15 protein-coding genes are annotated in these 15,569 nt (G+C 40.6%); 10 read left to right on the forward strand and 5 right to left on the reverse strand.

The window, feature by feature from the left end; translation table 11 throughout:
- Window positions 1-50 precede the first annotated feature (50 nt).
- The 7 genes from ACYVIL_RS07525 (at window position 51) to glnG (ending at window position 8,106) form a co-directional block, all read left to right on the forward strand.
- On the forward strand, window positions 51-1,016 hold the full coding sequence (locus tag ACYVIL_RS07525) for an ABC transporter permease (RefSeq protein WP_303476089.1): 966 nt from the start codon (window positions 51-53) through the stop codon (window positions 1,014-1,016).
- Window positions 1,017-1,028: 12 nt separating this feature from the next.
- Window positions 1,029-1,883 (forward strand): ABC transporter ATP-binding protein, encoded by an 855-nt coding sequence (locus ACYVIL_RS07530; protein ID WP_460312073.1) that lies wholly within the window; start codon window positions 1,029-1,031, stop codon window positions 1,881-1,883.
- Window positions 1,884-2,004: 121 nt separating this feature from the next.
- Window positions 2,005-3,219, forward strand: coding sequence for an alginate export family protein (locus ACYVIL_RS07535; RefSeq protein WP_460312081.1), 1,215 nt, complete (start codon window positions 2,005-2,007; stop codon window positions 3,217-3,219).
- A gap of 306 nt (window positions 3,220-3,525) precedes the next feature.
- On the forward strand, window positions 3,526-4,935 hold the full coding sequence (gene glnA / locus ACYVIL_RS07540; protein WP_303476048.1) for a glutamate--ammonia ligase: 1,410 nt from the start codon (window positions 3,526-3,528) through the stop codon (window positions 4,933-4,935).
- A gap of 80 nt (window positions 4,936-5,015) precedes the next feature.
- Entirely contained in the window at window positions 5,016-5,531 is a 516-nt protein-coding gene (locus tag ACYVIL_RS07545) for a DUF4124 domain-containing protein (protein WP_303476045.1), read from the forward strand.
- Between the two features lie 95 nt (window positions 5,532-5,626).
- Window positions 5,627-6,700 carry a nitrogen regulation protein NR(II) gene (gene glnL, locus ACYVIL_RS07550; RefSeq protein ID WP_460312082.1) on the forward strand — a complete coding sequence of 358 codons (1,074 nt, stop codon included), beginning with the start codon at window positions 5,627-5,629 and terminating at the stop codon, window positions 6,698-6,700.
- Window positions 6,700-8,106, forward strand: a complete 1,407-nt coding sequence (gene glnG, locus ACYVIL_RS07555; RefSeq protein ID WP_460312074.1) for a nitrogen regulation protein NR(I) — start codon at window positions 6,700-6,702, stop codon at window positions 8,104-8,106. The genes glnL and glnG overlap by 1 nt, the downstream gene beginning before the upstream one ends.
- A gap of 95 nt (window positions 8,107-8,201) precedes the next feature.
- On the opposite strand, the gene folE is transcribed toward glnG, so the two are convergent.
- The 5 genes from folE to ACYVIL_RS07580 all read right to left on the reverse strand — a co-directional run bounded on the left by folE (window position 8,202) and on the right by ACYVIL_RS07580 (window position 13,621).
- On the reverse strand, window positions 8,202-8,756 hold the full coding sequence (folE, locus tag ACYVIL_RS07560; protein WP_303476037.1) for a GTP cyclohydrolase I FolE: 555 nt from the start codon (window positions 8,754-8,756) through the stop codon (window positions 8,202-8,204).
- 177 nt (window positions 8,757-8,933) lie between these two features.
- Window positions 8,934-10,967 carry an alpha/beta hydrolase family protein gene (locus ACYVIL_RS07565; protein WP_460312075.1) on the reverse strand — a complete coding sequence of 678 codons (2,034 nt, stop codon included), beginning with the start codon at window positions 10,965-10,967 and terminating at the stop codon, window positions 8,934-8,936.
- Between the two features lie 221 nt (window positions 10,968-11,188).
- Window positions 11,189-11,371 carry a hypothetical protein gene (locus tag ACYVIL_RS07570; protein ID WP_303476032.1) on the reverse strand — a complete coding sequence of 61 codons (183 nt, stop codon included), beginning with the start codon at window positions 11,369-11,371 and terminating at the stop codon, window positions 11,189-11,191.
- A 97-nt stretch (window positions 11,372-11,468) separates the two neighbouring features.
- Window positions 11,469-11,924 (reverse strand): CopD family protein, encoded by a 456-nt coding sequence (locus ACYVIL_RS07575; RefSeq protein WP_460312076.1) that lies wholly within the window; start codon window positions 11,922-11,924, stop codon window positions 11,469-11,471.
- Window positions 11,925-11,944: 20 nt separating this feature from the next.
- Window positions 11,945-13,621 (reverse strand): chloride channel protein, encoded by a 1,677-nt coding sequence (locus ACYVIL_RS07580; protein WP_460312077.1) that lies wholly within the window; start codon window positions 13,619-13,621, stop codon window positions 11,945-11,947.
- Window positions 13,622-13,754: 133 nt separating this feature from the next.
- On the opposite strand from ACYVIL_RS07580, the gene ACYVIL_RS07585 reads away from it, so the two are divergent.
- The 3 genes from ACYVIL_RS07585 (at window position 13,755) to ACYVIL_RS07595 (ending at window position 15,477) form a co-directional block, all read left to right on the forward strand.
- Window positions 13,755-14,471: a DUF6776 family protein gene (locus tag ACYVIL_RS07585; RefSeq protein ID WP_460312078.1), complete on the forward strand. Its 717-nt coding sequence runs from the start codon at window positions 13,755-13,757 to the stop codon at window positions 14,469-14,471.
- 78 nt (window positions 14,472-14,549) lie between these two features.
- Entirely contained in the window at window positions 14,550-14,894 is a 345-nt protein-coding gene (erpA, locus tag ACYVIL_RS07590) for an iron-sulfur cluster insertion protein ErpA (RefSeq protein ID WP_216049693.1), read from the forward strand.
- Window positions 14,895-15,114: 220 nt separating this feature from the next.
- Complete coding sequence (locus ACYVIL_RS07595; RefSeq protein WP_460312079.1) at window positions 15,115-15,477, forward strand: hypothetical protein; 363 nt, start codon at window positions 15,115-15,117, stop codon at window positions 15,475-15,477.
- Window positions 15,478-15,569 lie beyond the last annotated feature (92 nt).

Genomic DNA, 15,569 nt, shown 5'->3' on the forward strand with positions numbered 1-15,569 from the left:
GTGAATTCACCGGACGGAGAACTAAAATGTCTAAACAAGCAGCTATTCCTATGATCACAGAGAAAGAAGCAAGCTTCGATTTAGTGAAGCTAACTGGATGGCTAAAAACCATAATGCTGCCGGTAATTGGATTGGTCGTGTTTATTGGCCTGTGGAATGTATTAGCCAAAAATATTGATACTTCTTTGGGGCAATTCCCTGGTACTACTGCTGTTTGGCAACAGGCCAAGGTATTGGTAGATGAACATTATACCCAGCAAAGCAAAGCTGAAGCGTTTTATGAGCGCCAACATAAGCGCAATGCTGAAAGGGTAGCAAAAGACCCTAATTATCAACCAAAAATTCGAGCCTTCACCGGCGCTCCAACATTCTTTCAACAGATTTGGACGAGCCTTTATACGGTCATGGTAGGCTTTGTTATGGCATCACTTTTCGCGGTTCCTTTGGGGATTCTATGTGGATTAAGTAAGTCTTCATACGCGGCTATCAACCCATTGATTCAGTTATTTAAACCCATTTCTCCACTCGCATGGTTGCCGTTAGTAACAATGGTGGTCAGTGCCGTTTATGTGTCTGATGATCCTATGTTCGCCAAGTCTTTTATAACCTCTGCAGCAACAGTGGCACTTTGTTGTTTATGGCCAACTCTGATTAACACCGCCGTTGGTGTATCGAGCATTGATAAGGATCTTATTAATGTCAGTAAGGTATTAAGACTAAATCCTATCCAACATGTAATAAAAATTGTAATGCCTTCCTCAATTCCAGCGATTTTTACGGGTTTACGTCTGTCGTTAGGTATTGGTTGGATGGTGTTGATCGCAGCTGAAATGTTGGCGCAAAACCCTGGGCTAGGCAAGTTTGTCTGGGATGAGTTTCAAAACGGAAGCTCGGAATCTTTGGCTCGTATAATGGTTGCAGTACTCACCATTGGCATCATCGGCTTCATACTGGATCGATTAATGTTGCAGCTTCAGAAGTGGGTAAGTTGGGATAAATCAGCGACTTTACGCTAAGAGGAAATGATCATGACATTTAAACATCAACTTGAACTAACCCAAGTAGCAATAGATTTCCCTACACCAAAAGGGCCTTTCACTGCATTGACGGAAGTGAATTTAAAAATTCAAAAAGGTGAGTTTATATCCTTAATCGGTCACTCTGGCTGCGGAAAGTCGACGGTTCTAAATCTCATTGCCGGATTGTATCAGGCCACTACTGGTGGGGTGATACTCGAAGGGCAAGAAGTCAACGAGCCTGGACCTGAAAGGGCCGTAGTCTTTCAGAATCATTCATTACTGCCATGGTTGTCTGCTTACAAAAATGTCGAGCTTGCGGTAAAACAAACCCAGACAGGACGCTCTAAAAAAGAAATTAAGGACTGGGTTGAGCACAATCTTGAGCTTGTGCATATGAGCCATGCTGCAGATAAATTGCCGTCGGAAATATCAGGCGGAATGAAACAGCGGGTAGGCATCGCCCGGGCCCTCGCCATGGAGCCAAAAGTACTGTTAATGGACGAACCTTTCGGAGCTTTAGATGCGCTAACCCGCGCACATTTGCAAGACTCAGTAATGGAAATACATAGTCAATTGGGAAATACCGTTATTATGATTACCCACGATGTGGATGAAGCTGTTTTACTGTCTGATCGTATCGTCATGATGACCAATGGACCGTCGGCAACCATAGGCGAAATTTTATCCATCGATTTAGAGCGACCACGAAATCGCATTGAGTTAGCCGATAATCCTCAGTACAACCATTATCGACATGAAGTACTTAAATTCTTGTATGAAAAACAAAGAAAAGTAGAGTCTGTGGATTCTCACCGAAAAAGCAAATCCGCCAAAGGACAGCCAGGAAGCTTAAAAACCGGCTAAGACAAAATTTAAACACATTAACCTTTAAATACCATGTAAACCAAGACTTAGGTTTGTGCTAATGAGCTTATTAGCCAGCCAAAGTCTCGGCAAAGTCATGCCTAAAATAAGAGAAAAGACGATGAAAACGTTAGCAAAAAAAACACTTAATGTTGCAGTACCCCTTGCTCTGTTGAATGTATCTACTATGTCTGCTAATGCTGCAGAATCTGTGACTGAAGCTATGGCAAATGGCACGGCTAAGGCTAATTTTCTGTTGCGCTATGAATCTGTGGAGCAAGACAATGCGGTGGAAGATGCAAGTGCACTTACCTTGCGCACTTTGTTGAGCTATCAATCAGCGAGCTATAAGAATTTTTCAGCCATGATTGAAGTGGAAGATACGCGTATAGTGTTAGGGCAGGGCGATTATACGGTCGGGCCAACAGGTTATAACTCCGGAATCTATTCAGTGATAGCAGATCCTGAGCATACTGAGCTCGATCAGGGGTATCTTCAATACTCTACTGACGAATTTACCGCTAAAGTGGGTAGGCAAGTGATTACCATGGACAATCATCGTTTTATTGGCCATGTAGGCTGGCGTCAAGACCGTCAAACCTTTGATGGTTTCAGTTTTGATTACAGTCCTGTGAAAGCCGTTTCATTAAAATATGCCTATTTAACGCAACGCAACCGTATTTTCGCTGAAGCTGCAGATTTGGATGCTAAAGATCATCTAATCAATGCCTCGTATAATTCATCTGTGGGAAAAATAACGGCTTACGGCTATTTACTTGAGGTTGACAATAATGTTGAAAACTCGTTGGACACCTTTGGTATCCGATTTTCAGGAAACAACGTTGTAGGTGATACTAAACTTATCTATACGGCAGAATATGCGACCCAAAGCAGTGATTCTGCAACCACTAGCTTTGATGCGGATTACTTAATGCTAGAAGCTGGCGCAGTATTTTCAGGTGTTACCGCAAAAATTGGTTACGAAGTACTTGGTTCCGATGAGGGAAATTATGGATTCTCTACACCCCTAGCGACTTTGCATAAATTTAATGGCTGGGCTGATATATTTTTAGCTACACCTGCACAGGGGCTAGTAGACTTATCCGTAACACTTTCTGGGAAATTGGCTGGTGGAAGTTTGACTGCGACCTATCATGACTTTGAAGCAGACGAATCCACAGAGCTGGTAGATGATCTTGGCAGTGAAATTGATTTGCTATATACCTACAAAGTCTCTGCTAATTATTCCATGGGGATCAAGTATGCCAACTACTCTGGTGAAAGTGGGAAAACTGATACCGACAAGCTTTGGCTGTGGCTTGGTGCGAAATTTTAATTAGCATGCACTGTTTTGTGAAAAAGATAGTAATAGCCAATATCAAAATAATACATCTATCTGTTTGTTATTAGGTTAATCTGAGTAAACTAGTTCCTAATATAAATAACTAGCGCACCATATTAGGGCTTTGTGATCACGTATGGTGCAAAAATTACTTGGGGTAGCGTTGTTTATTCACCATTTCAACGAAAGAACAGGTACTTTAGGGGCGTCATGCATATGGCATGAAAATCGCTTAGTTGAGCAACTAGTATTGCAAGATTGAAAAATACCATAATCTTTGATTATATTCAGGAGGACACAATGTCAGTAGAAAAGGCTTTAGACCTTATCAAAGAAACCGAAGCGAAATTTGTTGATCTACGTTTTACCGATACAAAAGGTAAAGAGCAGCACGTTTCAATCCCATCTCATCAAGTAACTGAAGACTTCTTCGAAGAAGGTAAAATGTTTGATGGTTCTTCTATCGCTGGTTGGAAAGGCATTAATGAATCTGACATGGTACTTATGCCTGATCCAGAAACAGTCGTTCTTGACCCATTCGCAGAAGAAACACAAATTAACGTTCGTTGTGACATACTTGAGCCTTCAACTATGCAAGGTTACGACCGCGACCCTCGTTCTGTGGCTCGTCGTGCAGAAGAATATTTAAAATCGACTGGAATCGGTGATGAAGTCTATATCGGTCCAGAGCCAGAGTTTTTCTTGTTTGACGACGTGAAATATAGCACTACTATGTCTGGTTCTTTCTTCAAAATTGATGCTGAAGAAGCTTCTTGGAATTCAGGTGCTGAGTTTGAAGGCGGCAACATGGGCCACCGTCCAGGTATCAAAGGCGGATACTTCCCAGTTCCTCCAGTTGATTCATCAAATGATACTCGTGCTGCTATGTGTCTTGTTATGGAAGAAATGGGACTAACTGTTGAAGCCCATCACCACGAAGTAGCAACAGCAGGTCAAAACGAAATCGCTTGCTTGTTTAACACGCTAGTTAAAAAAGCTGATGAAGTTCAAATCTATAAGTATGTAGTGCATAACGTAGCTCATGCTTACGGTCAAACAGCGACCTTTATGCCTAAGCCTCTAGTAGGTGATAATGGTTCAGGTATGCATGTTCACCAATCTATTAGCAAAGGCGGTAAAAACGTTTTTGCTGGTGACAAATATGCTGGTATGTCTGAAGAAGCCTTGTTCTACATTGGTGGTATTATCAAACACGCTCGCGCGATTAACGCATTCACTAACGCTTCTACTAACTCTTATAAGCGTTTGGTCCCAGGGTTTGAAGCACCGGTAATGTTAGCATATTCTGCTTGTAACCGTTCTGCATCTATCCGTATTCCTCACGTGAATAGTGAACGTGCTCGTCGTATCGAAGTACGTTTCCCTGATCCAACAGGTAACCCATACTTGTCATTCACTGCAATGTTAATGGCTGGTCTTGACGGAATTAAAAATAAGATCCACCCTGGCGATGCTATGGATAAAGATCTTTATGATCTTCCTCCAGAAGAAGCGGCAGAAATCCCAACAGTTTCAAGTTCATTAGAACAAGCTCTAGAAGCTTTGGATAGTGATCGTGAATTCTTGACGGCTGGTGGCGTTATGACTGATGACATGATTGATGCTTATCTTGAGCTTAAATCTGCAGAAGTTGAGTTACTTAACTCTTCTACTCACCCAGTAGAATTTGGCATGTACTACAGCTGCTAATTGCTATAGTTATTGTTTTTTATACTAGCCCGCATTATTGCGGGCTTTTTTTTATTCCGGAAAAGGCTACACTCTAAGGTATGAAAAAGACCATTATCATTGCTTTATTGTTATTTTCCGTTGCCGCAATTGGCGAGACCCTTTACAAAATAGTAAATTCTGACGGCTCAATAACCTACACAGATACACCGCAAAGCGGGGCAGAACCATTGGATTTAGAAAATACCAATAGTACTGTGATGCCTTCGTTAACCAATGGGGTATCGAAAAAGCCGATTAAAAGGAATAGGTTAGAGTTTCCCGATTACCAGCTTAAGATTATTTCCCCTGCGGATAAACAAACTCTGCGTAACAATTCAGGTAAGGTTTCAGTTACCGCTCAACTTGAGCCCGTTGGAAATGGCAAATTCGAAATTTATTTAGATGGTGAGCTAGTGCAAACCAGTCCTGCCCCTTCTTTTCGACTTCAAAACGTAGTGCGAGGAGAACATTCAATCCAAGTAAAATTTATTCACCATACAGGCAAGATCCTTGCATTGTCTAAGCCTAGAGTGTTTTACATGCACCAGGCATCGACGTTGATCAATCCAAATTAAACGTTTTAGAAGCCTGTAGCGTGCTTCTTAATTGACATTGACTTTAACAGGTGAATGTTGTGCACTTATATGGTGCAATAATGTAATTGGATGAAATTTCTTTGAGTGAACAATTTAAACACCTTTTGGAAAGCTTGGCTACGGCTGTACTGGTTTTGGATAAAAACCTTTCTATCCGTTACGTCAATCTAGCTGCGCAGTCGATATTAGAATGCGGAGAAAATCAATTACTTGGTTTTCCTTTGACCCAATTTGTATCTCATTCCAGCGTAACATTTGCGCGCTTAGAAGGTGCAATCGAACGAGACCAGGGATTTTCTGATGGCGAAGTGCTATTTGCGTTTTCCGATGGTCGACATGTATTAACCGATGTGACAGTCACATCATTTGAATTCGAAGAAAAGTCTGCTCTTTTGCTTGAGATTAAAGTCATTGATCAGCAGAAGCGGATTAGTCAAGAAAGTCAGCAGTGGGCGCAACTTCAAGCTGCTAGAGAGTTAATTCGAGGATTGGCCCACGAAATTAAAAATCCACTTGGGGGCGTTAGGGGGGCAGCACAATTACTCGAAAAAGAATTACATAGTCCTGACTTGAAAGAGTTTACTCAAGTAATTATTGGCCAATCAGATAGATTGCGAAATTTAGTCGATCGACTTTTGGGCCCTAATTCGTTACCCAATTTTGCGTGGGTAAACATACACAAAGTGTTAGAAAAAATTCGTACCTTAGTGAAGTTGGATGCGACCCATAATATTCATATTGAACGCGATTACGATCCGAGTATTCCAGATCTGTTTTTAGATCAAGATATGTTACAACAAGCGGTTTTAAATATTGTCACTAATAGTATTCAGGCATTGGAAAATAACGATAAAGAGCCTGAAATTATTATTCGAAGCAGAATCAAACGCAGATTTACGATACACGGCGTGAAATATCCGCTAGTTGCACAAATTAAAATTATCGACAACGGTCCAGGGATCCCCGTTGAGCTAAAAGACACCCTGTTTTATCCAATGGTAACAGGGAAATCAAATGGCACAGGCTTAGGACTGTCCATTGCACAATCTTTGGTAGACCACCATAAAGGCAAAATTGATGTTGAAAGTTGGCCTGGTCATACCGCATTTAAAATTTATTTACCGATAGAGAAAAAGGACGTAATTTAATGAACGCTGAACCAGTATGGGTCGTAGATGACGATAGCTCGATTCGTTGGGTATTACAAAAAGCGTTGCAGTCGGCGCAAATTCCTTGTTTTAGTTTTGAGAATCCAGAAGATCTACTTCTGCAGTTACATTCTGGTCAACAACCAGAAGTCATCGTTTCTGATATTAAAATGCCACAAATGGACGGCATGACATTACTGCAAGAAGTGCATCGCCATTTTCCTGATATTCCGGTGATTATTATGACGGCCCACTCTGATCTAGATAGCGCAGTAAACGCCTATCAAAGTGGAGCCTTTGAGTATTTACCTAAACCATTTGATATCGATGAGGCAGTGAACCTTGTCCAGCGTGCTTTAGCCCATGCAAGGGAACAAAACTCGCAACGACAGGTTGAACCCGAGGCGAAAGACACTGAGATCATTGGTGAAGCACCAGCAATGCAAGAGGTTTTTAGAGCCATTGGGCGTTTATCAAGATCGAGTATTAGCGTTTTGATAAATGGTCAGTCAGGCACGGGTAAAGAGCTTGTTGCTCAAGCATTGCACCGCCATAGTCCTCGTAAAGCGAATACTTTTATAGCTTTAAATATGGCCGCTATACCGGCTGACCTAATTGAGTCGGAATTGTTTGGTCATGAAAAAGGGGCGTTTACCGGAGCGCAGTCTGCTCGGCAAGGTAGGTTTGAGCAAGCAGATGGAGGCACACTATTTTTAGATGAGATAGGTGATATGCCTTTGGATGTGCAAACGCGTCTATTGCGAGTATTGGCAGATGGTCAGTTTTACCGTGTTGGGGGGCATAATCCAGTTAGCGTAAACGTGAGAATTATCGCTGCAACCCACCAAAATCTGGAACAGCGAGTCGTAGATGGAAAATTTCGAGAAGATCTTTACCACCGTCTCAACGTGATTAAGATTCATATCCCAACCTTGGCACAACGTCGCGAAGACATCCCATTGTTGGCTCGGCATTTCCTCAGCCGTGCCGCAAAAGAATTGGAAGTCGATGCTAAGTCTCTTAGCAAGGAAGCTGCCAATGTACTTTCGCAGTTAGCTTGGCCTGGAAACGTTCGCCAATTGGAAAACATGTGCCGTTGGTTAACCGTCATGGCCAGTGGTCAAGAAATTTTGATAAATGATTTGCCACCTGAAATTAGTACTCAGCCTGCTACTACGCAAGCGGCCAATCAAGAAGGCGATTGGAAAACCTTGTTGGCTAGTTGGGCCGATAAACAACTGCACTCTGGTCGTCAGAATATCTTAGATGAAGCCACCCACGAATTTGAAAAAATCATGCTTGAAAGAGCATTGCAATACACGAATGGTCACAAACAAGACGCAGCTAAAAAACTAGGGTGGGGAAGAAACACCTTAACGCGTAAGTTAAAAGAACTTGACCTATAACGGGCGAGAGATTTAAACAATTCAGTATAAGGCGCTTTTTAAAAGCGCCTTTTTTGTGTATCTACCTAAGTAAAACAATACTGATTGATAAAAACTCACTTGCCAATTAAGCGTAAAAACTCCGTGCGAGTTGCTTGAGAGGTTCTAAACGAACCTAACATCACTGAGGTGATCATCGATGAGTTTTGCTTTTGCACACCACGCATCATCATGCACATATGTTTACCTTCCATAACAACCCCCACACCTTTTGCACCTGTGACTTCTAATACAGCATCAGCAATTTGTTTGGTCAAACCTTCTTGAATTTGTAATCGACGAGCGTACATATCCACAATTCGTGCGAATTTTGATAAACCAAGTACTTTACCGTCTGGTAAATATGCAATGTGACAACGGCCTATGAAAGGTAGTACATGGTGCTCGCATAATGAGTAATATTCAATGTCTTGGATGATTACCATTTCATCAGTATCAGCTTCAAAAATGGCTCCATTTACAACGCCATGAACATCTTTTTCATATCCATCCGTTAAAAACTGCATCGCTTTTGCGGCTCTTTTAGGCGTATCAATCAAACCTTCTCTGGTGGTGTCTTCCCCTAAATGTTGGAGAATGCTTGCATAATGATCTTGTAGTTCTTGTGACATTTATTCGTGGTCTCGTTTGCATTATTCTGACTTTCAGAATGCCGGATTTCGTTAAGTAGCCCAACATCATAACATTATGTGGATGTTAGAAAAACTAAATACATCAAGTAAACTTAACTCAGGTGGGTTGGAGTAAGGTACTTACGATGGGATGATTATAAAGAAACTGATACTGGATCACTCACTATTTAATTCAGCCTCGGGCAAATCGTGATGAGGAAGTTGATGGCTTGGTTTGGATTTGTTTTGTTGAACAACAAAGTGCTCCATCCAGCGCATCAAACGCATGCTGTAATCTAATTTTGCTGGTGCCAAAGCGAATCCATGGGCCTCATTAGGATACAAAATAAGTCTCACTGGAGCGTCAGCATTGGATTTAAAGTAGCGATAAAGCTCTTTGGATTGACTTGGGGAAACCCTTGTATCCTGAGTCCCATGTAACAACAATAGTGGGGTTGTTGCATTTTTGGTATGGTAAATAGGGCTTCGTTCCAGATACCACGACCAGTCTTCCCAAGGTGCGACTAAAGCATGTAGATTTAGCATTTCTGTGGGAATGTCGGTTGTACCAAATTTTGAAATTTGATTAGCCACCCCCATCCCTGACACGCTGGCTGCAAAATAATCGTGTTGTTTTGTTGCGGCCCAGGCGGCAGCGTATCCACCGTATGACGTCCCAGTGATACCGATTCGTTGCGGATCTACATCATATTCTTCAATTAAAAATGTGCGTGCATCTAAGAGATCGTCAAACTCAGCGCCGGCATAATCTCTTTGTCCTAATTTAGAGAAGGCGACACCTTTTCCCGTTGAGCCCCTGTAGTTAGGTAAAAAGCTATAGAACCCTCTGCTGGCTGCATAAGCAACAGGGTAGGAATAACTATTATTCCAACCTAAAGAGAAATGGGCTTCAGGGCCACCATGCACAAAAATAATTGCGGATGATGTAGAAGTTAAATTATCAATTGGTTCCACCAATATCCCATCTATAATGGTGCCATCTGCGGCTGTATAATAGACCTCAGTTTGTTTAGGTAGGTCTTTATCTTTCAACCAAACGTTAGAGTTAGTCATTCTTTTGTTGCTATGTTTAGTTTTAATAAAGAGTTCGTCTGGATGCTCTGGGGAGTCAGCCAAGTAAGCTATATTATAACCTTTTGCATCAACACTAAGGGCACTGATTTTACCTTCATGTTTTACCCGCACTCTGTATGACTTATTCAGATCCTCTATGTCCTTATTGGCAATAAATGTACTGAGATTCTGAGCGCCAATAAAACCTACGGTTGTTGGGTTAAACCAATTGACTGCAGTTACGTGGCCAGCAAAATCAGGCAGTATATTTACGGCTGTTGATGATGATGTTTGGCTAAGCCATAGCCGACCTTCAGCGGGGTCAGACGGATCTTGTGCGCCAATAAATACATAATGGCTTCCAGTGGGAGAGACACTTATCTCTCCCACTTTCCCTCGATGAGAATTGGTGAGCAGAATTTGTCCACTGGGTTTTAAAACTGAAATTTCGCTTTCCATTACAACATCATCTGCAAACGAACTAGGGGAATGATGCAATAATATTTGCTCAGATTGTGGGATCCATTTGGCACTTAAAACGTGGCTTTCGTTATAGAGTAAATGTGCATTTTTATTTTGATTTAGCAAACTCACGCGCCACAATGAGGCGTTTTCGGTTGACTCCCCAAATACTGTAGCGTTGAACCCGGCATTGTTTAACAGTCTTTGTTGCTTCTCTGCAGCAGGGTACCCCCAAATAATCGCTGCATCATTTTCCTCGTTTAGATCAAAACCTTTTATATTTGTTTTAGCACTAAACACTTTTTCAGGTTCATCATCACCTATTTCAATGCGATATAAGGAAACGGTTTTATCATCTTGGAATTTCCCTAAGAAATATAACTGATCACTATCTTTATTCCACTTTACGTGACCGAGTTGACTTCCCCCTGATATTACGGGGGAAATTCTTCCTCTTTTAGATACGACATAAAGCTCTCTTAAACTAACTAAATCAATTCCATCATAGCTGTCATCGGGTAAATTGAGCGTGATCGCCGCTAAACGTCCATCTGGAGAAAAAGACACAGTTTTAACTTTTCGTATTTGGTTTAAGTCTTCTAAAGACAAGGGGGTTTTTGCGCAAAGGGGAAGGGCGCAGAACAAAATACTGAGGAAAAAAACTAACTGTCTCAAAACTACTCCAATGTATACTTCAGTTTAAGCATGCAATAATACGCGTAAATAATGTCAGAAATATTAACATTATTAACAAATCGTTAACATTGTAGTGGGTGAATCAAGGTTTTGTAAATGAAAAGCGCATACTTTTTTTAAAAGAAGGGAGGAGTAAATTTTAATACGGGAAAGATTGAGAAGTAATTAACGGAAATCTGATGAACTTTATGTGGACAAGGTCAAAAGTCTTTGTATTTTTTCTTTAATGAATCGCGGATATTACCGAGATAATAGTCTAGCTCTTGTTTAGCTTCTTCGTAAGCGTTGTTATATTCAATCGAATCAGGATTATCACGAAGTAATTTAAATGCAGAATCCGTTTTATTTAAAAGCAGAGTAAGTTGCCGATTGCTGACGTCCATTTTGTCCTATTTCCAATCCATTATTTCTCATTGCTTATATATTGGCTAATGAAACAGCGTAAAGCAAATATAATCTTAAATTTTAACCTATTGGCTATTAAAAAGCTTTAAGCACGGCTAAAGCGACTATGGCAAGTAGCACTAGTACTGGGGCTTCATTTAAAAAACGATAAAAACGTGATGAATGAGGAATAATATCCTTGGCAAATTTTTTCAACTGAAAATAAAGATAGCCGTGATACGCGTACACGAAAATAACCAAGGTCAATTTAATGTGTATCCACATGGAAGCGGCGAACCAAGCTCTGCCATACATATAAATTAAGATAACCCCGAAAATAAGGGTTAATAGGGCAAATGGCGTTACAAAAAACCATAGCCTGCGTTCCATAATTTTGAATTGATCCCGCACTTCTTGGCTCGATGTTTGCGAATGATATACAAATAAGCGAGGTAAATAGAAAATTCCTGCCATCCAAGCAATCATAAAAAATATGTGCAGTGCTTTTATCCAACCTATCCAATTTATGGAGTTTATCCAACCATCTAACATTATTTACCTTCTTAAATTTGTTAAAACTTTTCCTGATGCAAGTATGTACGTAAGCTATTCCAGGTAATGACTCCTACAATGCTAGAGGGGGTTGTCTCGTATACATAGACCGCACCATCTCGATTTACTTGCAATATTTCATACACTTCAGCCAAAGTAGATTGACTGGGTACACCTTCCATATCGAAATAGGCCAACGGGCCGCTATTGTGATTTAAACTTAGTTCATAGTGCACTAAAGAATACTGAACATCGATTTCAAACGAAGAACGCAGTACCACTGGATGATTTGGGGAAGTGTCTAAAAACTCCATTATGTGCTTGTCTGGAGCATCTATAAACAATTTATATTCTGTGTCCATAACGGCCAATACACCGGTCTTTTGTAACGCTTCCCTTATGGGAGAAATGCTATATGGCAGTTTTTGATATTCCAATTGGCGGATAAATATTGAGCGATTACCGAAAAGTTGTGTGGATGTCACATAAGCAGGCACTATAACCAGCATGGCAGGCAAAATGATATCAGCATTATATGCCAACTCCATAATTGAAGATAAAGCGGCGAGTGGCGCGTGCAAAACTGCGGTTAACATGCCCGCAATGCCGAGCAATGCAAAACTGTTATTATAATCAATGTTTTCTGATAAAACGAAGCCTAAGGGGATGGCGAATACGGCACCAGCCAACATTCCAATGACATAAACTGGGCCAATTAATCCGCCCGGCACACCTAAGCCAATGGCAACGAGTGCAAGGATAAATTTGGCGACTAAAATAGCCACTAACATACTTGTAGTCTCACCGCTAACAAATGAGTGAGTGGTGTCTAAACTCGCACTAAGGGATTCTGGCAAAAAGTATCCAAAAATTGCGGTGATCACTGCGGCTATTAATATTCGCCATATCATTTTAACGGGTCTAAATAAGCGAATGACATTCATCAATTGATTATTAAAAAGGGTGGCAAGGCAGCCAAGTGTCACACCTAAAATAATTAGGTAAGGGTAATGCCAATGATTAATATATTGAAAGGATAAAAAAGACAATTCATGGACTTGGCCAAATACCACCCTGGTCATTAATGAGCCGCAAGCGGCGGCTAACATAACCGGAATAAATAAATGTATGCGGTATTCTCGCAGTACCACTTCCATTACAAAAATAACCGCTGCCAAAGGTGTATTAAATGAGGCTGAAATCCCTGCTGCGATTCCACAACCCGATAAAATACGAATGCTGTTGTAGGGTAATTTTAAGCCGTGACCTATAAAACTGCTTCCGGCTGCGCCTAAGTGCACAGAAGGGCCTTCTCGACCTACCACAAATCCACTGGCCAAAGCGATCATGCCACCAAAAAATTGATTAATTGTTGTGCGAAAAGGAATGTGACCGTAGCGCTGTTTGAGTCTGTGAATTACAAATGGGATCCCCATCCGGTAGTGTTTAAAACCCGTTAGAAAGGCAAACAAAATAATCAGTAGAGCGCCAGCAATAGGCAATGTAAAACGTACTATGGGGTTTAAGTCAGAAAAGCGGTTTAATTCATCTAAAAAACTGAGCTGTAACCATTCAACACAAAGCCGAAATAAAATAATCAAAGACGCAGCGCTCATCCCACCCACTATGCCCAATATACATAGTTGAATTGATGTGCGAGGAGTCGCTAATTCCTGTCTGAAAGATTTTAATGTCATTATCTGTTGGGCTTATACTTTCAATGGGTAATAATGGTGCCCTGTATGCATTTTGTGATGCACATGTGAGGCAGATTTAGCTTATCACAAGTGCTTGTAAACAATGATAAAATTATTTTAGGAAAATTACCCTTTGATACCAGATGAAATTCGTAAAACGTGGAGCGCATTTAAATTTTATTCGGTTTTGCTGATTTTATTTATTTGCACTGCTTATTTTGCACTTATGTACGGCAACTCACACTTTGAGAGTCAAAATGCAAAAATTAGTACCCTGGAACACACCCTTGAAAACTTGTCACTTGATAATCAACGTTTAACCAAGCAGTTAAACATTCTTGGCGTGGAATTGGAAGTTCAAAGACTTGCCGTGAAAAAGTCTCAGCTTAGTCTTGAACAGGGACTAGCCAATGAAGCAAAGTTAAAAGAAGAAATTAAATTTTATCAACGAGTTATGGCCCCCGAATTGGAACAAGATGGGTTTGTTATCGAAGCCTTCGAGGTTAAGGCGTCACTGAGCGACCGTGCTTTTTGGTTTGAATTAGTGCTAATGCAACAAAACAAAATCAAAAATGTCGTAAAAGGCTCAATTGATGTAACAGTGATTGGCAGTGAAAACGGTAAGCCTAAGCAATATGATCTGTCAGATTTAATCACTCAAGCGTCTTCAGAATTGAGCTTTAGCTTTAAGTATTTTCAAACCATTCAAGGCGAAATGATTTTACCTAGTCAATTTTCACCTGAAAAAGTGTTGGTCAAAGCAGAAGTGTTTCAATTTAAGCGAAAACGAGGGAATTTGGAAAAAACCTTCGATTGGAACATTGAAAAAGCACAAAGCAGCACAGAATAGTTGATTAGATTACTCAGGTATTAGATAATTAACCCATAGATAGGGTATTTCCCCTGTTAGTTAAGGTAGAGGTAATATATGTCGGTAGAAATGGCGGTGCCAATTGAATTTTCTGAAGCCGCTTCCGCAAAGGTTCGTACATTAATAGAAGAGGAAGAAAATCCAAATCTTAAACTACGAGTCTATGTCACTGGTGGAGGTTGCTCTGGCTTTCAATACGGTTTTACGTTTGATGAAAAAGTAAATGAGGGCGATATGACTATCGATAAAAACGAAGTCACTCTAGTTGTCGACCCCATGAGCCTGCAATATTTAGTAGGTGGAACCGTAGATTACGTTGAAGGCTTAGAAGGTTCTCGTTTTTTAGTGAATAATCCAAATGCTACAACCACCTGTGGGTGTGGTTCTTCTTTTAGCGTGTAATCAAATCGCGATTGAAACAAATAAGCCAGCATGAAGCTGGCTTTTTTGTGTCTTTTTTTGAAACTTTTATAGTATTGCCAGCGTAACCATAGCTCTTTCATTACATCAAATAATGAGTTTTTAGGGTGTTTGTTGATTTTGTACATATTTCGAAACGATTTAGAGTTGGTGGTATTTTTTTCAAAGTAGTAATGTTAGCGCCATCTGACACGGAGGTAACATGTCACATTTATTAACTAAAATTCGCCGCCAACCAGCTTGGATAGCATTCTTTATTTTCATACTTTTATGTTTATGGATAGCATCAGGGCATTTATCAGCTGAGCAGAATGAAGACAAGAAAGAGATTCGCGAAGAAATCTTAACCAAGGTTAAAGTCGAGACCTTATATGCCGAACAAGTTAGCCGCGAAGTTAGTATTTATGGCCGAACTGAACCGGATCGTATAGCAACACTACGCTCTGAAATTAAAGGGCAAGTTGTCGATATTTACGTTCAGGAAGGGCAGGCTGTCACGCAAGGTCAGAAGATTTTACGTAAAGACAGCAATGGATGCCCTTCTAAGTGTCAAGCAGTTATTTGAATAGCATTTATCGAAGCATTTCTGTTTTTCAACAAGTAAAAGATTTCTCGAGCAATATATCGTTTCAAGCATCTGAGTGCTTCCATTTTTGA

The sequence above is a fragment of the Aliiglaciecola aliphaticivorans genome, assembly GCF_054782055.1.